At 23.8% G+C, this 20,963-nt stretch carries 21 protein-coding genes and 6 tRNA genes; 10 read left to right on the top strand and 17 right to left on the bottom strand.

Annotated features, from left to right (window positions below; translation table 4 throughout):
• Positions 1 to 46 precede the first annotated feature (46 nt).
• Positions 47 to 1,024: a hypothetical protein gene (locus AB668_RS02920; RefSeq protein WP_050517544.1), complete on the top strand. Its 978-nt coding sequence runs from the start codon at positions 47 to 49 to the stop codon at positions 1,022 to 1,024.
• 94 nt (positions 1,025 to 1,118) lie between these two features.
• Here AB668_RS02920 and AB668_RS02915 read toward each other — a convergent pair.
• From AB668_RS02915 to AB668_RS02890, 6 genes are all read right to left on the bottom strand, one after another.
• Positions 1,119 to 1,207 (bottom strand) — tRNA-Leu (locus tag AB668_RS02915).
• A gap of 13 nt (positions 1,208 to 1,220) precedes the next feature.
• A tRNA-Lys gene (locus AB668_RS02910) sits at positions 1,221 to 1,296 on the bottom strand.
• A gap of 4 nt (positions 1,297 to 1,300) precedes the next feature.
• Positions 1,301 to 1,375, bottom strand: a tRNA-Gln gene (locus AB668_RS02905).
• A gap of 5 nt (positions 1,376 to 1,380) precedes the next feature.
• A tRNA-Tyr gene (locus AB668_RS02900) sits at positions 1,381 to 1,464 on the bottom strand.
• Positions 1,465 to 1,471: 7 nt separating this feature from the next.
• A tRNA-Thr gene (locus AB668_RS02895) sits at positions 1,472 to 1,547 on the bottom strand.
• Between the two features lie 186 nt (positions 1,548 to 1,733).
• Positions 1,734 to 3,980, bottom strand: a complete 2,247-nt coding sequence (locus tag AB668_RS02890) for an ATP-dependent DNA helicase (protein WP_050517543.1) — start codon at positions 3,978 to 3,980, stop codon at positions 1,734 to 1,736.
• A 212-nt stretch (positions 3,981 to 4,192) separates the two neighbouring features.
• Between AB668_RS02890 and AB668_RS02885 the strand changes: the two genes are divergently transcribed.
• Positions 4,193 to 6,253, top strand: coding sequence for a ComEC/Rec2 family competence protein (locus AB668_RS02885; protein ID WP_050517542.1), 2,061 nt, complete (start codon positions 4,193 to 4,195; stop codon positions 6,251 to 6,253).
• 50 nt (positions 6,254 to 6,303) lie between these two features.
• Here AB668_RS02885 and rpsT read toward each other — a convergent pair whose 3' ends face one another.
• Entirely contained in the window at positions 6,304 to 6,549 is a 246-nt protein-coding gene (gene rpsT, locus AB668_RS02880) for a 30S ribosomal protein S20 (RefSeq protein ID WP_004427565.1), read from the bottom strand.
• A 187-nt stretch (positions 6,550 to 6,736) separates the two neighbouring features.
• Between rpsT and holA the strand changes: the two genes are divergently transcribed.
• The 6 genes from holA to AB668_RS02850 all read left to right on the top strand — a co-directional run bounded on the left by holA (position 6,737) and on the right by AB668_RS02850 (position 12,208).
• The gene (holA, locus tag AB668_RS02875) at positions 6,737 to 7,687 is read left to right on the top strand and encodes a DNA polymerase III subunit delta (RefSeq protein WP_050517541.1); all 951 of its coding nucleotides are present in this window, start codon (positions 6,737 to 6,739) and stop codon (positions 7,685 to 7,687) included.
• A 1-nt stretch (position 7,688) separates the two neighbouring features.
• Positions 7,689 to 9,152 (top strand): hypothetical protein, encoded by a 1,464-nt coding sequence (locus AB668_RS02870; protein WP_050517540.1) that lies wholly within the window; start codon positions 7,689 to 7,691, stop codon positions 9,150 to 9,152.
• 81 nt (positions 9,153 to 9,233) lie between these two features.
• Positions 9,234 to 9,818: a hypothetical protein gene (locus tag AB668_RS02865; protein ID WP_050517539.1), complete on the top strand. Its 585-nt coding sequence runs from the start codon at positions 9,234 to 9,236 to the stop codon at positions 9,816 to 9,818.
• Positions 9,819 to 9,892: 74 nt separating this feature from the next.
• Positions 9,893 to 10,177, top strand: a complete 285-nt coding sequence (locus AB668_RS02860) for a hypothetical protein (RefSeq protein ID WP_050517538.1) — start codon at positions 9,893 to 9,895, stop codon at positions 10,175 to 10,177.
• On the top strand, positions 10,171 to 10,734 hold the full coding sequence (coaE, locus tag AB668_RS02855; RefSeq protein ID WP_050517537.1) for a dephospho-CoA kinase: 564 nt from the start codon (positions 10,171 to 10,173) through the stop codon (positions 10,732 to 10,734). The genes AB668_RS02860 and coaE overlap by 7 nt, the downstream gene beginning before the upstream one ends.
• Positions 10,735 to 10,783: 49 nt before the next feature.
• Positions 10,784 to 12,208, top strand: coding sequence for a transposase (locus AB668_RS02850; protein WP_050517536.1), 1,425 nt, complete (start codon positions 10,784 to 10,786; stop codon positions 12,206 to 12,208).
• 25 nt (positions 12,209 to 12,233) lie between these two features.
• Here the strand turns inward: AB668_RS02850 and xseB are convergent, their stop codons facing one another.
• From xseB to AB668_RS02805, 9 genes are all read right to left on the bottom strand, one after another.
• Positions 12,234 to 12,449: an exodeoxyribonuclease VII small subunit gene (xseB, locus tag AB668_RS02845; RefSeq protein WP_050517535.1), complete on the bottom strand. Its 216-nt coding sequence runs from the start codon at positions 12,447 to 12,449 to the stop codon at positions 12,234 to 12,236.
• The gene (xseA, locus tag AB668_RS02840; protein ID WP_050517534.1) at positions 12,442 to 13,848 is read right to left on the bottom strand and encodes an exodeoxyribonuclease VII large subunit; all 1,407 of its coding nucleotides are present in this window, start codon (positions 13,846 to 13,848) and stop codon (positions 12,442 to 12,444) included. Before xseA ends, xseB begins: the two co-directional genes overlap by 8 nt.
• A gap of 1 nt (position 13,849) precedes the next feature.
• The gene (gene nusB, locus AB668_RS02835; protein WP_050517533.1) at positions 13,850 to 14,251 is read right to left on the bottom strand and encodes a transcription antitermination factor NusB; all 402 of its coding nucleotides are present in this window, start codon (positions 14,249 to 14,251) and stop codon (positions 13,850 to 13,852) included.
• 11 nt (positions 14,252 to 14,262) lie between these two features.
• Positions 14,263 to 15,297: a lipoprotein gene (locus AB668_RS02830; RefSeq protein ID WP_050517532.1), complete on the bottom strand. Its 1,035-nt coding sequence runs from the start codon at positions 15,295 to 15,297 to the stop codon at positions 14,263 to 14,265.
• A gap of 51 nt (positions 15,298 to 15,348) precedes the next feature.
• Positions 15,349 to 16,221 (bottom strand): deoxyribonuclease IV, encoded by an 873-nt coding sequence (locus AB668_RS02825; RefSeq protein ID WP_050517531.1) that lies wholly within the window; start codon positions 16,219 to 16,221, stop codon positions 15,349 to 15,351.
• Entirely contained in the window at positions 16,214 to 16,963 is a 750-nt protein-coding gene (locus AB668_RS02820) for a riboflavin kinase (protein WP_050517530.1), read from the bottom strand. The genes AB668_RS02825 and AB668_RS02820 overlap by 8 nt, the downstream gene beginning before the upstream one ends.
• Before the next feature lie 74 nt (positions 16,964 to 17,037).
• Positions 17,038 to 17,113, bottom strand: a tRNA-Lys gene (locus AB668_RS02815).
• 54 nt (positions 17,114 to 17,167) lie between these two features.
• On the bottom strand, positions 17,168 to 17,470 hold the full coding sequence (locus AB668_RS02810) for a hypothetical protein (protein WP_050517529.1): 303 nt from the start codon (positions 17,468 to 17,470) through the stop codon (positions 17,168 to 17,170).
• Position 17,471: 1 nt separating this feature from the next.
• Positions 17,472 to 18,161: a hypothetical protein gene (locus tag AB668_RS02805; protein WP_050517528.1), complete on the bottom strand. Its 690-nt coding sequence runs from the start codon at positions 18,159 to 18,161 to the stop codon at positions 17,472 to 17,474.
• A gap of 89 nt (positions 18,162 to 18,250) precedes the next feature.
• Here AB668_RS02805 and plsY point away from each other — a divergent pair, with 89 nt between their 5' ends.
• The gene (gene plsY / locus AB668_RS02800; RefSeq protein ID WP_050517527.1) at positions 18,251 to 19,009 is read left to right on the top strand and encodes a glycerol-3-phosphate 1-O-acyltransferase PlsY; all 759 of its coding nucleotides are present in this window, start codon (positions 18,251 to 18,253) and stop codon (positions 19,007 to 19,009) included.
• Between the two features lie 99 nt (positions 19,010 to 19,108).
• The gene (locus AB668_RS02795; protein ID WP_050517526.1) at positions 19,109 to 19,687 is read left to right on the top strand and encodes a hypothetical protein; all 579 of its coding nucleotides are present in this window, start codon (positions 19,109 to 19,111) and stop codon (positions 19,685 to 19,687) included.
• A 20-nt stretch (positions 19,688 to 19,707) separates the two neighbouring features.
• On the opposite strand, the gene AB668_RS02790 is transcribed toward AB668_RS02795, so the two are convergent.
• Positions 19,708 to 20,963: transposase (locus AB668_RS02790; RefSeq protein WP_050517525.1), on the bottom strand; the 1,256-nt coding region annotated here is incomplete at its 5' end.

Raw genomic sequence — 20,963 nt, 5'->3', positions numbered from 1 at the left:
TTAATATATAGTAAAATAAATAATGTTATAAAAGAGAGGTATGTAAATGAAAAGAATGCTTTCACTATTATCTACTGTTTCAATCATCGCTACTTCAGCTAGTGTTGTTGCTAGTTGTAGTTCAGCAAATAAAGAATTTAATCAATTTAATAAATATTTAGAAGAATCAAAAAACAAAACATTAATCGTTTATTTAGGTGCTAAAAATAATAACTCTTCACTTTCATTTGAAGATGGTTTACAAGAAGTTACCAACTCAAGAAGTTTTTCAGAAGCAATAAGTAAAATAAATAATGGTTCTAGTCAAACTCAAAATAGTTTTATAAGTAAGTTTCATAATCAATTAAATTGAAGTGTTACAAAACAAAATGATGAAAATCCAACTGACAACTTATATAAAGTTGATGTAAAAAAAGAAAAAGATAAAGATAGTAAAGAAACTAGAGAATATTGAATTAGAACAACAAAAATCGGAGATAATACTCAAAAACTTTTTGAAAACATGACTGATGAAGTTAGATTAGAAAGTATTATATACGATAAAATCCAAAATAAATGAGATGATGGAGTTAGAAAAAAAATACTAGATGATTATTTAATATCAAACTTAGCTAAACAATTTTATGGTTTAGGTAAAAATCCTAATAATAAAGAAAGAAAAAATGTAACAACTTATGTATCAATACTAACAGAAAGTGTTAAGAGTCTAGAAGGACCATTATTTATGGTTTTAAGAGATGGAATGTTCTATGGAATGATTAGTGGTTTTGAAACATTTACAAAAAGAGAAGAAAAAGATAAAGCTAAATGTATAGATTTGAACGCTGATTTATCTGTTGCAAAAAAAGTAAGAGAAGACGTGTTTAATAACAAATTTATCGACTCATTAAAAAACTCAATATTAAATTACAATATTCAAAATATTTATAATTCAAAAGCTAATAACGATGAAGTGAAAAAAACCATTTTCGCACCAAGTTGACATTATGCTGATAATGAAAGAAATGATGAAAAGAAAAAATAATTAATGAATCTTTTAAGATTCATTTTTTTATGTCAATAAACGAAAATAGAAAATAAAAAAGACATGTGTTGAACATGTCTGTTTGTTTTCTTTATGGTCCCCAGAGCCGGACTTGAACCGGCACGGGAGATAAAGCCCGTTGGATTTTAAGTCCAATGCGTCTACCTATTCCGCCACCTGGGGATATATAAATAAGTGGTGACTCGTCGGAGATTCGAACTCCGGACCCACTGGTTAAAAGCCAGTTGCTCTACCAGCTGAGCTAACGAGTCGAGTTGGTTGGGCTAGCAGGATTCGAACCGGCGCATGAGGGAGTCAAAGTCCCTTGCCTTACCGCTTGGCTATAGCCCAATGAATGGTGGAGGGGGAGGGATTCGAACCCCCGAACCGAAAGGAAGTGGGTTACAGCCACCCGCGTTTGGCCGCTTCGCTACCCCTCCGTTATACTGGTGCTGACTAAAGGACTTGAACCTTCGACCTATTGATTACTAGTCAATTGCTCTACCAGCTGAGCTAAGTCAGCGTTTTTGTACTTCGCCTAACACAAGGACAATATATATTTTATATTTTTCTGATATTAATGCAATAGTTTTTTCGCAAAAATTTTAAAAATTTTGTCATCTATAAAAAATGCAAAAAATAATAAAAATATCTAGATAATCCTAGATATTTCCACTTATTAAATTTTAAAATATTCTATTATCTTTTTTTATACATAAGTCTTATATCTTTTTTTATACATAAGTCTTATAAGTTCTTTTAAAGTTGTATTTCTAATAGGAGGTTTTTGTTTAATACTTTTGATAAGAGAGTTTTGACTAGTTATTATTGTAAGCTCTTGTTTAGCTCTTGTGATTGCTGTATAGATCAGTTTTTTACTAATAAATGGACTAACGTTTTCAGGATCTAGTGCCAAGATAACTTTTTGAAATTCACTTCCTTGAGTTTTATGAACTGTACATGCATAAGATAATGTTAAATTACTAAATTGATTGAAATCAAGAACCTCATCTACTTTATCATTGAAACGAGCATTTATAGGTCTTTTCTTTGCAGTTAAACTTTTTATTGTTCCTATATCTCCATTAGATAAATTTCCTTCATTTTTTAAATACATTACTTTATCGCCTTCTGCAATTTTGAATTCAGAATTAATTTCCATTACCTTTTTGTTATTTTTATCTATATAGGTATCTTGAATTTTTCTGTTGATATTTTTTACACCTAATTCATTCTTATTAGTTGGACTAATTATTTGAATAGCGTAAGGTTCATTAAAACCATTTTTATTTATATAATTTCGTTCTACTTCTTCTAAACATTTATTCTGATCACTTACAAAAATCAACTTTAAAGAGTCATTTACATTATCTAATTTACCTATATCAAATTGATTGTTTCTAATCATATAAGCTAAATCCACAATTCCTATTTTATCCTGTTCGTTGGGATCTTTATCTTTTTGTCTATGAGTTTTACTTAAATGCACTGTTGTGATTTTTTTAGAATTAATAATATCTTCAAAAGCATTACCGATATCAATACTTGGTAATTGTTCTGTATCACCAACAAAAACTATTTTCTTGGCATTTTGACTAGCTAAAAGCAAACGACTAAATAAGTTATTATCAACCATAGAACATTCATCAATTATTAATAAATCAAGACTCAATAAGTTATATTCATTTTTGCCAAATTCATCTTTTTCAAAGTCATATTCAAGTAATTTATGAATAGTTGTAGCATCTGATTCTATAAAACTATCTTTTATTCTAGCAGCAGCTCTTCCAGTTGGTGTTGCTATTCTAAATTCACTTTCTTTATATACTTTTTGAAATAGTTTTACTACAGCTTTTATTAAAGTTGTCTTACCAGTTCCAGGTCCACCTGTAATTACAGTAAATTTGCTATTAATAAATTTTTTTAAGGCATTGACTTGACTTTTGTCGTATTTAAATTTTGGATTATTAAGTTCTTTTCTTACTTCTTTTTCAATTTGTTTTATAAATCTATTAATCTTAAATGAACATATTTTATTTACCTTATTGTTTTTAGATAAACAGTATGCAATATTTAATTCATCTTCATATGATTCTTTGGTGTATAATTTTTCTCCAATTAAAACTAATAATTTCTTTTCAAATGCATAATTAAAAGCTTGGTTTATTAACTCTTCTTTTTCATCAAAAGGAATATAGAAGTTTTCATCTTTATTAAATTCATATAAAACAGCCGGTATTTGCGTATATGTGCTTGATGTTTTTTTCAATACATTATTACAGTGTTCATATAAATAATGAGCTATTCTTTTAATATTGTTTTTATCGTTAGTAAAATGCAGAAAAATCTTATCAACAGCTTCTAAACTAGTTATTTTTTTATCATGATTGAAGTAATATAAATCATTTTTAATCAGCTCTAGCATCTCTTTGCTAGACTTAATCAATTCTAACTTTTCTTTACTAGGCTTAGTAAACTGTAGTAATTCATTAAATATTTCTAAATCTAAATTTTCGTTGACAAATTCTAAATGTAATGGAACAAATTCTTCTATATTAGATATTTTTTTATATATGTTTTTTAAAATATATTCTGAAACTGAAGGAATGCTTAAAAAATTGTCCTTGTTTCTAATTATTTTATTTAAGATATCTGAAGTTTTCACAAAGTGTCTACTAATTGTTTCTGCTGTTTTTTCATTTACAATTTTAAAAAGATCAGAACTTAAATATTGATAAAGTAAATCATTATCATTAATTATATGATAAGTCCATGAATCACATTCTTTTTTACTGTTTTTTTCTGTAATATTTACAGAATATAAAACATTTAATAACATATCATTACTTTTTCTTTCAAAGATAATAGTCTCTTTATTTTTTAAAATATAGAATTCCGCTATGAATCAAGTTTTCTTTTGAGAAATAAACTTTTTTATATAACCTATATGTGACATATCAAAAATCCTCTTAGTATTAATAAATTTATTTTATATCAGTTTAATTTTTAAGAAAAGTAGATCAGAGGGGAGAGTTTTTTTTTTTGCAAGAATTGAAAATAATTATTCAGTGTGTATAAGATAAAATCTTTAACTTTTTTAAAAAAAAAGATATTTAAAATGAGAAGTCATTTTTTCTATTTTTTTGCTAATACATTATTGGTGAGAGAATGGATAAGTTAAAACTGTTTAGCATAGATTTTTATCGATATTTAGTTAATAAACATTTCTTTTTAATGTTTTTATTATTATCATGTTGTTTTTATTGTAATTTAATTATTAGTTTTGATTTGAAATATTTAATACTAACTATTTTATTTTTAAGTGTTTCAATTAGTTTAAATTACAAAAACTTTCATTTAATATTAATAATTTTTACAGTTATTTGTTTAGTTTTTTTAGGTTATAAATTATGGTTTAAACATGAGGATTTAAGTTTTTTAAATAATAAAGAATTACAAGCTAAAGTTGTAAGTAAGCATAATAATTATGCAATTTTAAAATATAAAAATATCAAGTTTTATGTATCTGATTTTGATAATAAATTTCTTTTAGATCAAAAAATAAGTATTATTGGAACATTTAAAAAATTAGAATCAAATACTAATTATTATCAATTTGATTTTTTTAATTATTTAAAAAAACAGTTTGTAACTCATCAATTAGATAAATATAAAATTAATGATATTTCTAATGGGTTAAGATCTAGTAATTGATTAACTGAAAATATCTATTCTAATAAAATAGTTAGTATGTTTTTATTAAATAATAAATCTTCAGATCTAAATAAAGTTTTATCTGATTTAAACTTAGAATTCTTACTTGTTTTAAGTAGTTTTAATATTCATTTATTTACTAGATTTTTTTACAAATTAAATCATAAGTATAAATGAACTATTAGTTTAAAATATCTTTTTTACATACTTGTATTTTTAATATCTTATTTAACAAATTTTAGTTATGCTTCACTTCGTATTGTTGTTTATTTTTTAGTAAGTGAGTATTTTATTTTTTCAAAGAAAAAAGCACCGTTAATTTTTAAAAGATTTATATGTTTAATAATTTGTTTTTTATTAACACCAAGTTTTTTAACTTCTAGTTCAGTATTATTTGTAATTCTAGCTTTTTTATTTGCTTATCAAGATCTGTTTAGAAATAAATTTTTAAATTATATAACTAGATCAAGTTTATTTACTTTTTATTTTATTCCACTTCAAATTTATACATTTTACAGTTTTAGCATTATTACTCAAATTAGTTTGATCTTTTTAAGACCGTTATTTGCTTTAATTTATTTTACAATTCCAATTTGATTATTAATCAATACTAGTTTTTTAACTGATAGTTTATATAAAGTATTAACTTGACTAAAAGCAATTAATTTTAATATTAATTTAGGTCATTTTAATGTTATGTTTTTATTAATTGTTTATTTTATTGTTTTAATTATTATGATGTATGAGTTTAGAAATTTTAAAACTTGAATATTATTATTTTTTGTTTTATTAATTTGTTATTTAATTAATTGATTATTAAAACCTAGTGTGTTTTTATCAATGCTAAATGTTGGAAATGCAAATACTTTTATTTTTCATGATAAATATAAAAATATTACTATTATTAACGATTGTGGAACTGGTGCTGGATTTTCAAAACAAATTCCATATGAATTTTTAAAATATTATGGAATTAATAAAGTTGATTTAATTATCATTTCTCATTATCATGCAGATCATTTTAATGGATTGGAAACTATTCAAAAAAATATTAGAGTTGATCAAGTAATTGATTACAATAATTTCGAACATATTAAATCTTTTAAAGGAGTTAATCTTTATTTTTTTTGAAATAATTTAAAATCAGAAAATAATAGATCTTTAGTTCATATTTTAGAATACAGAGATATTAGAATTTTATTTACAGGTGATATTGAAAAAGAAGCTGAACTTAGTTTAGTTAATAATGCGTATTTTAGATATGTATTAAGTTTAAAACCAATTGATATATTACAAATCCCTCATCATGGATCAAAATCAAGTTCAACAGATGAATTTATTAAATTAATAAACCCTAAATATGGACTAATTTCAGCTAATTCAAGAACTTATAATTTTCCAAATATAGAAACTTTAACTACATTGTTTAAATACAATATTACTTATTTTGAAACTGAAAAAACAGGAAATTGTTTTTTTGATTATAATTCTTATAGATTTTGATTTAAAAAATAAAAAAGACCATCAAAAGTGGTCAAATTATTTATCTAATGAATTGAAAAATATTAAGCGCTCATTAAGCGTGATTTTTCTCTAGCAGCCTTGTTGTCTTTAAAGATTCCTTTTTTAAGACCTTTATCAACTAGACTAACAGCAGCTTTAACTAATTCTTCTTTATTAGCGTCGTTAGCTTTTTTAGCAGCTAAAGCTTTTTTAATAGCAGTTTTGATTTCTGATTTAAAAGCTCTGTTAGCTAATCTTGATTTTTCGTTAGTTAAAACACGTTTTTTCTGAGATTTAATGTTTGCCATTTCTTTTTCAACTCCTTTTATAAAATATATAGATTTTTGAAATACATATACAAGTATAACAAATTTTAAAATAAAGTTAAATATAAAAATAATATATTTTAAACACTTATTAATTAAATAAATATTAATTATTTAATTATTATAGCAATTTAAATTGTACAATATATAAATGAATAGAGTGATAGATATGTATTTTGTTTATTCTGAAGACTTCTTTTTAATGAATCAAAAAATTGATGAAATTATAAAAAAGAATCAAAATAAAGATAATGTTGAAATAAAGACTTTTTCTTTAACTGAAGATGATTTTAACGATATTTATGATAATGTAACTAATTTTAGTTTTTTTAGTGATCAAGTTGTTGTAGTAATTAGCGATGCTTATTTTGTAAATGAAAGTAAAACTAATTTTAATAAAAATTTTTCACTAACTAAATTAACTGAAATGATTAAAAATAAAAACCCAAACAATATAGTTATTTTTGCAATGAACTCTAATAAGTTTTCTAAAAAATTAAAAATAGCAAAATTTATTGAGCAAAACTGTAATGTTATTTATTTAAAACCTTATGATCAAAATCAAACTATTGATTATATTATTAAGTATCTAAATTCTAAGAATAAAAAAATTAATAATAAATTAGCAAATGAAATTTATAATTATCTACCAAATGATCTACAAACTATTACAAATGAATTAAATAAATTAACTAGTTTATCATCTGAACTTGATCTAGATATTATAAAAAATGTTTTTGCTAATTATCATTTAGATGATGTGTTTATGTTAGTTGATGCTTTTATAAGTAATGATATTTCTAAATTTATAAAACTTTATAAAGATTATGTCGCAATTAATGATGACATTATTGCTTTAATTAGCTTATTAGAAACGAATCTAACTTTTTATAGAGATGTATTGATTTTAAAACAACAATTTCTATCTCAACAGGAAATATCTTCAATTCTTAAATCTCATCCATATAGAGTAAAACTAGCAATGAATAATAAATATAATATTAAACAACTAAATGATAAAATTATAATAGTCTACAAAATATTTAAAGGTGTTATTTCTTCTGAAATGGATAAAAACATTATTGTTGAGTATGAGCTTATAAAAAATATGGGAGGATAAAATGCAAGAGTTATATTTAAAAACAATATATTTAACTAGAAATATATTAAAAATAGAAAAACTAAGATATTTTATTTATAAAAATAATCAATTTAGAGAAAAATTCTTAATATTAATAAATAATATTTTGACACTAGAATCAAATCATAATCAAAGTCTTGAAGGTGAAAATTTTTCTAAAGCATTTGCTAAAGCTTTTGTTTTAATAACAAATTCAAAAGAAAAACAAAGATTTGAAACATTCGATAATAAAACTGAAGATGAAATGCTATTTGATATTGATCTAATTATTAAACAAATAGTTAAAGAGTTTAAAGTAGCTAAGACTAAATTAGTTGATCAATCTGAACAAATAACTTCTAGTGAAATTCAAAAATTATCTATTTTAACAGAGCAAAACATTAACAAATGAGATCAAAAATTACAAGAAGAATCAAAACAAGATGAAGAAATTAAAGTTGAAGATCAAAAACAAAATACCGGTGCTGAACAAGAAAATGTTAATACTCAACAACAAACTAATTTGATAAATCAACAAGATATGAACAATATTTTTAATATGTTTAACCCAAACATGATCGAAAATTTACAAAATAAAGAACTTCCGGTTATACCATTACAAGATCCTAGGTTTTATCCTTATAACTCAAAACCTAAGTTTATGCCAATATTTAAAATGGTTTTATCTATTCTATCTATAATTTCTACTTTATTAGTAATTTCAACATTAGTGTTTTTATCACTAACTAATATTGATATAAGTTCAGATGATTATGCTAAAACATTTGGAGTAAATAGTTGAACAGATTTTATGGATAGTAACAGAGCTAAATTTTTAAATAGTATTCCTTTAGGTGGTTTAAAAGTTAACAATATACGTGGTGTTTTATTAGCTCTTATGCATGTCGTACCTGCTATATTAATTTGTTCTTACACATTTAAATCTAACCAAAATAATAAAGAAAAATATAGAATGAAATTAATGCCTGTGGTTTTATTTCTAATTATGTTTGGGATGATACTTGGAACATTATTCAGCTTTATTTCATCAAAAAATATTGAAGCTACTTGAAAAAATGATTTAGTTCAACAATTGATTCAAAAAAACCAAGATCAATTTAAAAATAACTTTAATAAGTTTTGACAATTAGTTATTCAAAATTATGGTTCAAAAATTAATATAGCAACAATTCTATCTGCAATATGTCTTTCTATAACAATATTTACTTTAATTGTTGCACTTATATTATTAGTTGTTAATCCAAAAATAGATAAAGAAAGAATTATAAAAGCTAACATAGAACATCAAAAAGCTGTTATGGCAATTATGAACGGTGAGTCATATGAAATAGATCCTTTATTATATGACAATGAAGAAACAGAAATTAAAGAGCCAAATAAGTTTCAATTATTTATAATGAAAATGAAAAATAAAAAATCAAATAAGAGTAAAAAAGATGAATAAATTTCATCTTTTTTTATCAAAAAAAATCAATTTTTCATTTTTTTCCTAATACATTAATGAATAGAAATAAGGAGAAATTATATGAAAAAAATAGATTATTTTTTGAACAAAGACTTCAGATCTTTGACAGAATCTGAAAAGCTCGAACTTTTTCAAATACTAGAACCACCGATAAAATTTGCTATTAAAAAAGCACTATCAAAGTTTTATAAGGTTCCTCTAGAGTTTCAAGATATGCAAAGTTATGCCTGGATGGCTTTTGATGATTTATTAAAAAAGTATCAAACAAAAAACATTAAGAAAAAATTCGTTTCTTCAGTGATTGATGCTGTAACATGAAAGTGTACAGATGCTTGTGTTAAGTATATAAATAACAAACATAAAGTTTTAAATAATAGTGTTTATAAAACTCAAGAGAACAATTTAAAAGAAGATAACGTTAAAGAAATGAGTTATTCTGAATCTACAATGGGTTGAGAAGATCTCATAGAAAAATATTTCCAAACAACAGAAGAACCTTTGGCTAGAGAAATCTTTTATATGTATGCAAATGAAGTTAGTAAAACAGAAATTTGTGATACATTAGATATATCAAGAAATAAATTTACAAGAATACTTAGAAAAACTATATCAGACTTACAAGAATTAGCAAAACCTTTATTATAATTCCAGAAATTAGCAAAACCTTTATTATAATTCTATATATTATTAATTATAATAGTATGTAGAGGGTGAATTTTATGAGTTACTATTATAGACATAATTTTTCTTTTAGTTACCATGGATTACAAAGAGCAAAAGAACGCTTGAAACTTAAAGATAAAAAAGATTATGAAGTAAAAGAAATATGTTTAAATCATATTAGAAATTCTACAAAAAGTTTTCATGACAGTAGGTATAATTACATATCAGCTTCAAATACAAATATATATTTTGTAGTTGAAAAGAATAATAATTTAATAGTTACTGTAACTGAGATTTCTGCTGAAAAACAATGAAAAATGTATGGAGGTAGTTCATGATAATAGGTATATTTGGAAAAATAGGTTCTGGAAAAACTACAATTTCTAATAAATTTATTAACTTTCACCCAAACTTTAAAATAATTAATGCTGATGTTGTAGCTAAAAAATGTTTAGAACAACAAGAAGTTAAAGATAAATTAAAAAAGATAGATCAAAACATTTTAGATAATGACAATAATATTGATAGAAAGTATCTAAGAGAAAAAATATTTTCAAATAAAGAAATTGGACAAAAAATAGATGATTTATTATGACCAATAATTAGCGATGAGATAAATAAAGAAATTTCTTTTGATCCTAGTGCAAATTATATTATTGAAGCAGCACTATTAAATAAATTAAATATTCATAACATTGATTTTAAAGTTAAAGTAAAATCTAATTTATTTAAAATTGCATATAGAGTTAAGAAAAGAGATGGTGTGACTCTTTTTAATATTTTTAAAATTTGATTAAAGCAAACTAGATTATTAAAAAAGGTTAAATGTGATATTACTATCAAATATTTTTATGAACTAGAACTTTATATACAAAAGAACAAAATTATTGTTGATTAAAATTATAATACAATTATAGTGACTAAAGCACTACATAAGGAGAAAGAAAATGCCAATACCAAAAGAGATATTAGCTGTGGATAGACCAAAAAATACAAGAGTAAAGAAAAATGGAAATAGATATGATGTTATTAAAAGAACAAGTGTTTGAAAAAATGGAAAATCAGTTCCAGTAGAAATGGGTAAAATCGGTGAAATAATAAACTTTGAATATGTAGAAACTAAAACAAGTAGACTTAACTTTGCTTTGTGTGACATAAAACAATTCGGAAGAACCGAAATTGCTTATAAATTATCAAAAGATGTATTTGAAGATCTTTGCAAAGTTTATAATCCATCAGATGCAAAAATCATTTATGCAATAGCGATTATTAGAGCAGCTTATGGAAATATCACTAATAGAGAAATTAATAGAAAATATCAATGTTCATTTTTCTCTGAACAATTTCCGAGTATAGGACTTTCATCTAGTAACATTTCAAGGTTTTTAGAAAAGTTGGGATATAACTACAGATACATAAAACAATTCATTCAAAATAGAATCGATACTGTTTCTCCTGGATCTACTATTGTAATTGATGGTATGTTAAAAAATTGTAGTTCTAAAACATCTGATTTTACAAAATGATCGTGAAAAGCTAGAACTAAAGGTGTTCAAAATATTTCTGTTTTATATGCTTTTGACCTAAACAAAAAAGAACCCATTGCAAGTAAGGTTTTTCAAGGAAATACACTAGATACAATGGCGTTCAATAGATTTATTGATGAATTTTCTCTAAATAATTGCTTAATTATGGGAGATAAAGGAATTCTTTCTAAAGAAAGTTTAGATAAATTAAATACTGAAAAGAAAAATGTTAAAAATCTTTTCCTTATTAAAAGAAATGATAAAAGAATAAAAGCTTTAGAGTTATCTAAATATGAAATGACTTTTAATTCGGATGAAGATATTATTTTATGTAAAAAAGCAAAACTTAATCAAACCGAATTTTTATATTCATTTAAAAGCACAAATGACTACAACCAAGAACGAAGAGCTTATTTAGATAAAGTTAATCGAGAACAAAATTTTAATAACGAACTTTTACAAGAAAAAGAAAATCTTTTTGGAACAATTACTTTTATTTCCAACGAAGATTTATCTTTAAAACAAATATATGATCTTTACAAAACAAGATGAGAAATTGAAGAATTTTTCAACTTCTATAAAAACATTGCTGAATTGAATTTTGTAAGAGTACAGCAAAACACAAGTGTAATTGCGACTGAATTTATAAACTTAATAAGTTCTATAATCACTTCAAGAATGAAAAAAGAATTTGAAGAAAAAGGATTAACAGAGAGATTTTCATTTAATCAAATAATGGAAAGATTAAGTTCAGCTAATAAGTATTTAGATGGTACAACTAAAAAATGACACTATACAAGTGAAAAGAAATATACTGACAATATTATTGATATTTTAAACCTATAGTGGTAAAAATGATAAATTTCTTATTTTATTTGTTAAATTCTTCTAATTCGCCATCATTTAATACTTTTGTTATTTTTCCTTTGTACTCAGTTAATTTTTCTTTAGCTACTTTAATTTTTTGGATGCTCTCTTCAAAAATTTTCATCGCTTCTTCTAAAGAAACATCGTTACTACTTATTTTCTTTGTGTCTTCTTGAATTTCTTGCATTAATTCATCATATGATTTTTGTTCATTATTCATTTGCAATCACCTCTTCTAAATTTGCTATCAATTTACCATCTATTAAGAAAACTTTTATTTTCTCATTTGTTTTAACATCCTTATATGAAGTTATTTTTATTCCATTTTCATTTGTAACTATACCATATCCATTTTCTAAAGGTTTTTTTGGATTTAGTAAGTTCAATTTATTAGCCATCGATTCAAATCTTAATTCTTCAATTTTCATTTTCTGCGAGATTAATGATTTAAAGTTTGAAGTCATGAAATTAAAATTATTTTTATATTGTTCTAATTTATAAATACTTCTACTTTTTAACATATTAGTAGATTCTATTATTTTAATATTTTGATTATTAAAAGCTGTTTGTATACTTTGTAGTAATAAACCTTTAAGTTTAGAAATATCTTTATAAGAATTATTTATCTTAGTTTTAATACTTTCTGGAACGCTATATTCTAATTGTTCTATTAAAATCTCTTTACTTGAAATAGCAAATTCTACTGCCTTGTTTTGTTGAAATTTTAAATGCATTAAATCTTTTGATTCTAATTCATATCTATTTTCAATTTGTAAACGTAGTTTATCTAAATAATATTTCAATTGTTTTTTTAATTCTTGAATATCTCTACTTACTAACTCACCAGCTGCAGTTGGAGTTGCCGCCCTCACATCAGCTACATAATCAGCTAATGTTACATCAGGTTCATGACCTACAGCACTAATGATTGGAATATCACTATCTTTAATCGCTTGAAGTAATTCCATTTCATTAAATGATCATAGATCTTCATAACTTCCACCACCACGACCAACAATTAATACATCAAGTTTTGTTGCAAAACTATTAGCTTGTTTAATCTTTTCAGCAACATCATGTGCTGATTGATTTCCTTGAACTTGCGCAGGAAATAAAAATATATTTGTTGAAGGCATTCGTCGATGGATTGTTGTTACTAAATCATGAATTGCAGCTCCAGAATCAGCAGTAATTATTCCAACATTCTGAACAACATTTGGGAGTCTTTTTTTAATACTTTGATCAAATCAACCTGCTTGTTTTAGTTTTAAAAATCTTTCTTCATATATTTTTTGAAGTTCACCGATTCCTTCGATTTGAACATCTTTAACCTCAAAATTTACTTTTCCACCAACTACATAATATGTAATTCTTCCTGCACAAGTTATCTGCATACCTTCTTTAGGATTTAATTGAATAAGTTTATGTGCATTATTTTTTCATATCATACAACTTATAGTTGCATTTTCATCTTTTATTGAAAAATATACATGACCTGATTTGTTTAAGGTTAAATTGCTAATCTCACCTTTAACATATATTAATTTAAAATAATCAATGTTTTCTAAATAGTTTTTTAAGTTTTGATTTAACTCTTGGACTGTTAAAACTTTTTGCATATTATTTTTCTTCTATTTTGTCTAAAATGGCATTAACAAATTTAAAGTCAAAATCAGGTACATAAGCTTTTGTATATTCAACCATTTCATTAATTGTTACAGCTTTTGGAGTATCTGTATATTTTATTTCATAAACTCCGACAATTAATATAGATCTAATAACTGATGGAATTCGTTCTCATTTTCATTTTGTTGATAAGTGAGGTTTTATTGATTCGATTATATCATCAGTATTAGTTGCTATTTTTTCTATTTCATTATAAACTTCTTGGTTTTTAATATCTTGAGCATCATCTAAAATATCTTGTTTAATGTAGTTTAAATTAGCATCTAATAATTGATACTTATAAAAAGTTTGAATTAATATTTTTCTTTTTGCAGAAGCACTAATCTTTGATGTCATATTTATTTTTCCTATCCATTATTATTTTGAGCTTTAGTTTTTATTGTAGTTAATATTTCTTTTTCATTATTTACATATTCACCAGATTTTTCATCAAAAACAAAACCATCTAAAATATCAATATAGTCAATTTGATCTTTTTCTTTAAATAAAATTTGTTTTAATACTTCAAAAACTTTATTTTTTGAATTATCTTTTTGTAAGAATTCTAAAATATGAGTTTTTCTAGGTGTATAAGAAAATTCTTTTTTCTCATCATCAAATTTAATTATTCCTGACTCAGAATTTACTAATTTAACTACTTCAGATAAGTATGAAGCAATTGATTTTAATAATTCGTTGAATCTTGATGATTCTTTAATTTCTGATTTTAATTCTTTAGTAATATCATCAGATTTTTTTATACCTTTACTTGATAAAAAACTAGTTATTGAAGGTGTGTACCTATCGAATATATTAACAATACTTCTATCAAGTAAGCCTTGATCTAATAAGCTTGGTTCTGCATTTTTAAGTTTTAAGTTTGAACCTTCTTTAAAGTTATCAATTTGATCTAATTTCGGTAAAGTTCTTAAGCTTAGTTTTTCACTTGTTTGTTTTGTTTCTTTGTCATTTTTAATAAATTCAAATTTTATAAATCTTAGATCTACATTTGATTTTTCATCAAAGTCACTTTCTGTTATTATTGAATATCCTAATGGATTAACAATTGAAACTGGAACTTGTTTATAAAAAACTAGTTTAGCGTCTTTTAAATCGCTTCAACATTTAAACTTACCTTCAATAAAATTATTTGTAGCTAAAGCTTTTAACCTTGAAGATGCGTATTTTTTATCACTATTATCTTGATCACTTTTTATAAGTGCTTTTAATTCATCTAAACTTACAAAAGCTTCAGAAGAACGTCAAATTCTTTCATTTTTAATTGAAGATAAACCATTATATTTACTAATAATTATTCGATTTGTTGGATTACAGCTTATAGTTGCTATGCTTGTTGTTGCAATTAAACCAATAGCACTTAAGAAACCTAACATTTTTTTCATATCTACACCTCACTATTTTATTAACTATATAAATTTTAATTTAATTATATTTTATAGTCTATCTGTAAATTTTTTATTAACTAAATCTTCTATTTCAATTTTGTATGGAGCGAATTTATCATCTACATATGGAGTTTCTAGAATTTTTGGAACATTTTTAAAATCTTCATCTCAAACAACGTTACATAATGCATCAAATCCAATATGTCCATATCCGATATTTTCATGTCTATCTTTATGTGATGATAAAGCGTTTTTTGAATCATTTAAATGTATACATAAAACTTTATCTAAACTCATATGTCTAGTTAATTCTTTTTTAACTTGATCTCATTTTTTAATATCATATCCAGCATCATTCATATGACAAGTATCTAAACATATTCCAATTTTTTCTGGATTTTTAACATTTTCAAATATGTATTTAAAATCATCAAATTTATAACAAACTTCAGTACCTTTACCTGACATTGTTTCTAATGCGATCTTAACATTAAATTGATGATCACTTACCATATCTAAAGCTCTAACAATTTGTCTTAATGAATTTTGATAAATTCCTGTTGTATAAGATCCAGGATGTAAAACTAAAATATCAATTCCTATTTCTTCACAACGTTGAACTTCTTTGATAAGCATTTCAACACCGAAATTTCATGTTTTATCATTCACACTATTTGCAATATTAATAATATAAGCACCATGAACAACTAAATGTTTAGAATTAATATTATTTTTATTCAATAAATTGTGCATTTGATCGATATTTAATAATTTAGTATCAACTCTATTGCTGGTTTGTGGTGGTCCAGTAAAAATCATAAAAGTATTAGCATTATAAGATAAAGCTTCTTCAACACTTCCGATTAGATATTTACCAGCTTTTGTCATTTTAACATGACTTCCTAAAAGTGGTTTATTCATAATTATCCTCCAATAACTTTAAGCAAGTAGACTTGTCATTTTCTAATAATTCTACAAGTTCATCTAAGTTATTAATCTTTTTGTTTTCTCTAATATATTTTAATATTTCAAAAGTTATTTTTTTAGAATAAATGTCTTTATCAAAATCAAAAATATTAGCTTCGAACACCATTAAATTATTTCTATTAATTCAATTATCACCCATACCGTATTTAACAATATGATCATCTATTATACATTTAACTAAATAAACTCCACTCTTTATTTTAAGAGTTGGATTAGTTAAAATATTTGCTGTTGGAAAGTTGATTGTTCTTCCTAGTTGATTACATAATGTAACAATTCCTGAAAAAGTATAATTAAATCCTGTAAGTTTTTTAAACTCTTTAGTATTAGCTTCAATTAAGAATTTTCTTGATTTAGATATTAAATCAAGATCATCTTCTATTATAGTATTAGGAAAAACTTCAATTAATTTATCTATTTTTGAAAAACTTTTTAAAACATAAATTTTAGTTACATTAAATTGATCGATTAATGATTTGAAACCTTTTTTTTCATCTATTTCAACAAACTGATAACCAGTGTTTTTAAATAAGTTTAATTGGTAATTTGAACAAATACAATCAAAATCATCATCAGTTTGATTATATGTAAAAATAATTAATTTATTTTTATTAAACTTATCTAAGAAATGTTTAGTTAGATATTTAGCATTAGCAAATAAACAAACTTTATTCATATTGTCACCTCATGATATTTTGATTAATAAAAATAAAAAGACTTTTTTATAAGTCTTTTGTTGTCCTATAAAAATGGTGCCTGATGTGGGAATTAAACCCACAACCCACTGATTAAGAGTCAGTTGCTCTACCGATTGCGCTAATCAGACATATTTTTATTTTACAACTTTAAAACTGTATATTTTGTATTTTACAATTTTGTTTTAATTATTTAATTTATCGGTAATTATTTTGTCTAAATAAATTATTTTTAATTCAATATTTGCTATTTCTACTTTAATTTTAACTAATTGATCAGTATATTGTTCTTGTTGAAGTCTATTATGATAAAAACTAAAATAAATAAACATTCCAATAACAGGAACAAACCATCATAATCATAATTTACCTTTAATTTGTTTATTAATTTGTTTTAATTTTTGATTGTATTGATTTAGTTGATCGTTTAATTGTTGTTTTTCTAAATTTAATTGTTCTAAATTCATTTGTTTATAATCTTTTTTCATATTATCTAACCCTATTGTTAGTTCTTTTTACAAAAGCATGCATAACAATTCTTGTTGTATTTAAACTAATATTTAGAAATAATCATTCTTCTAAAAATGTGGTCAAATCTTTGTTATTATTTTTAAATATTTCTACATCTTGATCTGTAAGGTTCAATTCACAATCCAGTATATCTTCTAATTCAAATCAAATATTAATTTTTTCTTCTAAATCTTCTGTTTTTAAAAAATCATTCATAGTTTTTACAATTTTAAAGTTTAAACCCCTTCTAATTGAAGAAAATTTATTTTCTTTTAATAAATTTTTAAAATCTAAAATAAGTTCATCTGATTTTGAAAATAGAAAATCTATAAAATTATTTGATATGATATCTGTTAAGTTTTTATCTGTTTTTATTTTTTTAAAATGATTACTAAAGTTAATTAGATCTTGTTTTAATGTAATTAGAAATGCAAATTTTATAAATAAAGAATTAAAAGCTCATGAAATTTCTTTCTCAGGATTTGGATATGATAATAAAATGCTGTATTCTTTTATATCTTCAATAATATCTTCAATTATTTGAATGTTATTATTGGCTTTTTTAATTTTTGCAAATTCATCAAAATTTTCAGCTAAAATTTCAAGATCTTCATTATATATTTCACATACTAAAGAATCTATTTGTATATAGTCGTATAAATTATTCATTTTTGTTCCTCTAGATTTTTCTTTCTCTATATTTTTTATTGCTATAATTTATTTTATAATTTTATTAGGTTTAATGAAAGGGAAAAACTATGCATTATTTAGGAATAATTATTGCAAGTATTATTGGTTATTTTATAGGTTCAATTTCTTGATCAATTATTGTAGTTAAAAGAGTTGCAAACATTGATATTAGAACAGTTGGATCTAAAAATCCTGGAGCTACTAATACAGTTAGAGTTTTAGGAAAAAGATGAGGATTATTAGTAACTTTTTTAGATGGATCAAAAGTAGTTTTAACAGCTATTGTTGCAATTTTATTATCAATGATTAATCATAATTTATTTATTCAGACTAGTTATTTTATTCCTTGTGTTTTTGCTTTAATTGGTCATTGTTATCCTATTTATTATAAATTTAAAGGCGGTAAAGCTGTTAGTTGTTTTTTAGGATTATTGCTTGTTGTAAATGTTTTATATTTAATTATATTTTTAATAGTTTGATTTATGTTTGCAACCATTTCAAGAAAAGTAAGTGTTGCCTCAATTTTATCTACTTTAGCTATACTAATAGTTATGTGAATACCTTGATTTAGTGGATTGAATATCTTTATATGACAATGAAATGGATTGGAGTATTTTAAATTAGCTTGAGATAAATATATTTTATTTTCACTGTTTAATTCATTTCATTATTGATTAAATAATTCTTGAGCAAGTGGAATGTTAGAAGCAAATATTGTAATTTTAATTTCAGGATTGATTTTAGCTTGAAGACATTTTCCAAACATAAAAAGATTAAAGAATAGAACAGAACCAGATACTTTTCCAAGAAAAGTTAAAAATAAATAGATTCTTGCCACTTTATGAGTGGTTTTTTTAATATTGATTTTTCTTATTTATTTTTATTTCACTAATTGAAAAATCTTTCTAGTATCATTCTTTGAATGTATGGATGCTGTTCAAAAAGATAACTCATCAAGTTTACCAATTAAATTTAACTTAAAAGGTGATGATGAAAAATACGGAACTGATACAACAATTGGTCAAGTTGCTAAGCACATGGAAAAAGCAGTTGAAGATTTAGCAGGTAAATATGCATTTATAGTCAAAACCGATGATGGTGTTGATCTAAAAACAAAATTACAAAAACAAATAAATCATAGTAAAAGATTTAGTGATACTGAATTTAAAGCTGAAGGAATTAAACTTGGATACTTAACTAATAGAGGAGCCTTCAGAACTGTTGCTGATGGTAATGTTGTTTTAGGTAACGTTAAAGCATCACCAACTATAAAAGCAATTGAACAACTTAAAGATGTATTTACAGATCAATTAAGTAATATTTATGATCCAAAAACAGCATTAATTATCGCTTCAACTACTGAGTTTGGTATCGCAACTTTAGAAGCTCTTTATCTAGCTACAACATGAACTGTAACAACTCCAATTGATAAATTTATGGGTGGGTTAGTAGGTGTTGTATCAGCGGGATTAGGAACATTCTCAACAGTAAGTACTGTAAACTAAGAAATTTATCATTTTTGCCACTATAGGTTTAAAATATCAATAATATTGTCGGTATATTTCTTTTCACTTGTATAGTGTCATTTTTTAGTTGTACCATCTAAATACTTATTAGCTGAACTTAATCTTTCCATTATTTGATTAAATGAAAATCTCTGTGTTAATCCTTTTTCTTCAAATTCTTTTTTCGTTCTTGAAGTGATTATAGAACTTATTAAGTTTATAAATTCAGTCGCAATTACACTTGTGTTTTGTTGTACTCTTACAAAATCCAATTCAGCAATGTTTTTATAGAAGTTGAAAAATTCTTCAATTTCTCATCTTGTTTTGTAAAGATCATATATTTGTTTTAAAGATAAATCTTCGTTGGAAATAAAAGTAATTGTTCCAAAAAGTTTTTCTTTTTCTTGTAAAAGTTCGTTATTAAAATTTTGTTCTCGATTAACTTTATCTAAATAAGTTCTTCGTTCTTGGTTGTAGTCATTTGTGCTTTTAAATGAATATAAAAATTCGGTTTGATTAAGTTTTGTTTTTTTACATAAAATAATATCTTCATCCGAATTAAAAGTCATTTCATATTTAGATAACTCTAAAGCTTTTATTCTTTTATCATTTCTTTTAATAGGGAAAAGATTTTTAACATTTTTCTTTTCAGTATTTAATTTATCTAAACTTTCTTTAGAAAAAATTCCTTTATCTCCCATAATTAAGCAATTATTTAGAGAAAATTCATCAATAAATCTATTGAACGCCATTGTATCTAGTGTATTTCCTTGAAAAACCTTACTTGCAATGGGTTCTTTTTTGTTTAGGTCAAAAGCATATAAAACAGAAATATTTTGAACACCTTTAGTTCTAGCTTTTCACGATCATTTTGTAAAATCAGATGTTTTAGAACTACAATTTTTTAACATACCATCAATTACAATAGTAGATCCAGGAGAAACAGTATCGATTCTATTTTGAATGAATTGTTTGATGTATCTGTAGTTATATCCCAACTTTTCTAAAAACCTTGAAATGTTACTAGATGAAAGTCCTATACCCGGAAATTGTTCAGAGAAAAATGAACATTGATATTTTCTATTAATTTCTCTATTAGTGATATTTCCATAAGCTGCTCTAATAATTGCTATTGCATAAATTATTTTTGCATCTGATGGATTATAAACTTTGCAAAGATCTTCAAATACATCTTTTGATAATTTATAAGCAATTTCGGTTCTTCCGAATTGTTTTATGTCACACAAAGCAAAGTTAAGTCTACTTGTTTTAGTTT

Origin of the sequence: Mycoplasma sp. HU2014 (genome assembly GCF_001199495.1) — a bacterium.
Taxonomy (GTDB): domain Bacteria; phylum Bacillota_I; class Bacilli_A; order Mycoplasmatales; family Mycoplasmataceae; genus Mycoplasma.
This window is presented reverse-complemented; position numbering and strand designations above follow the sequence as displayed.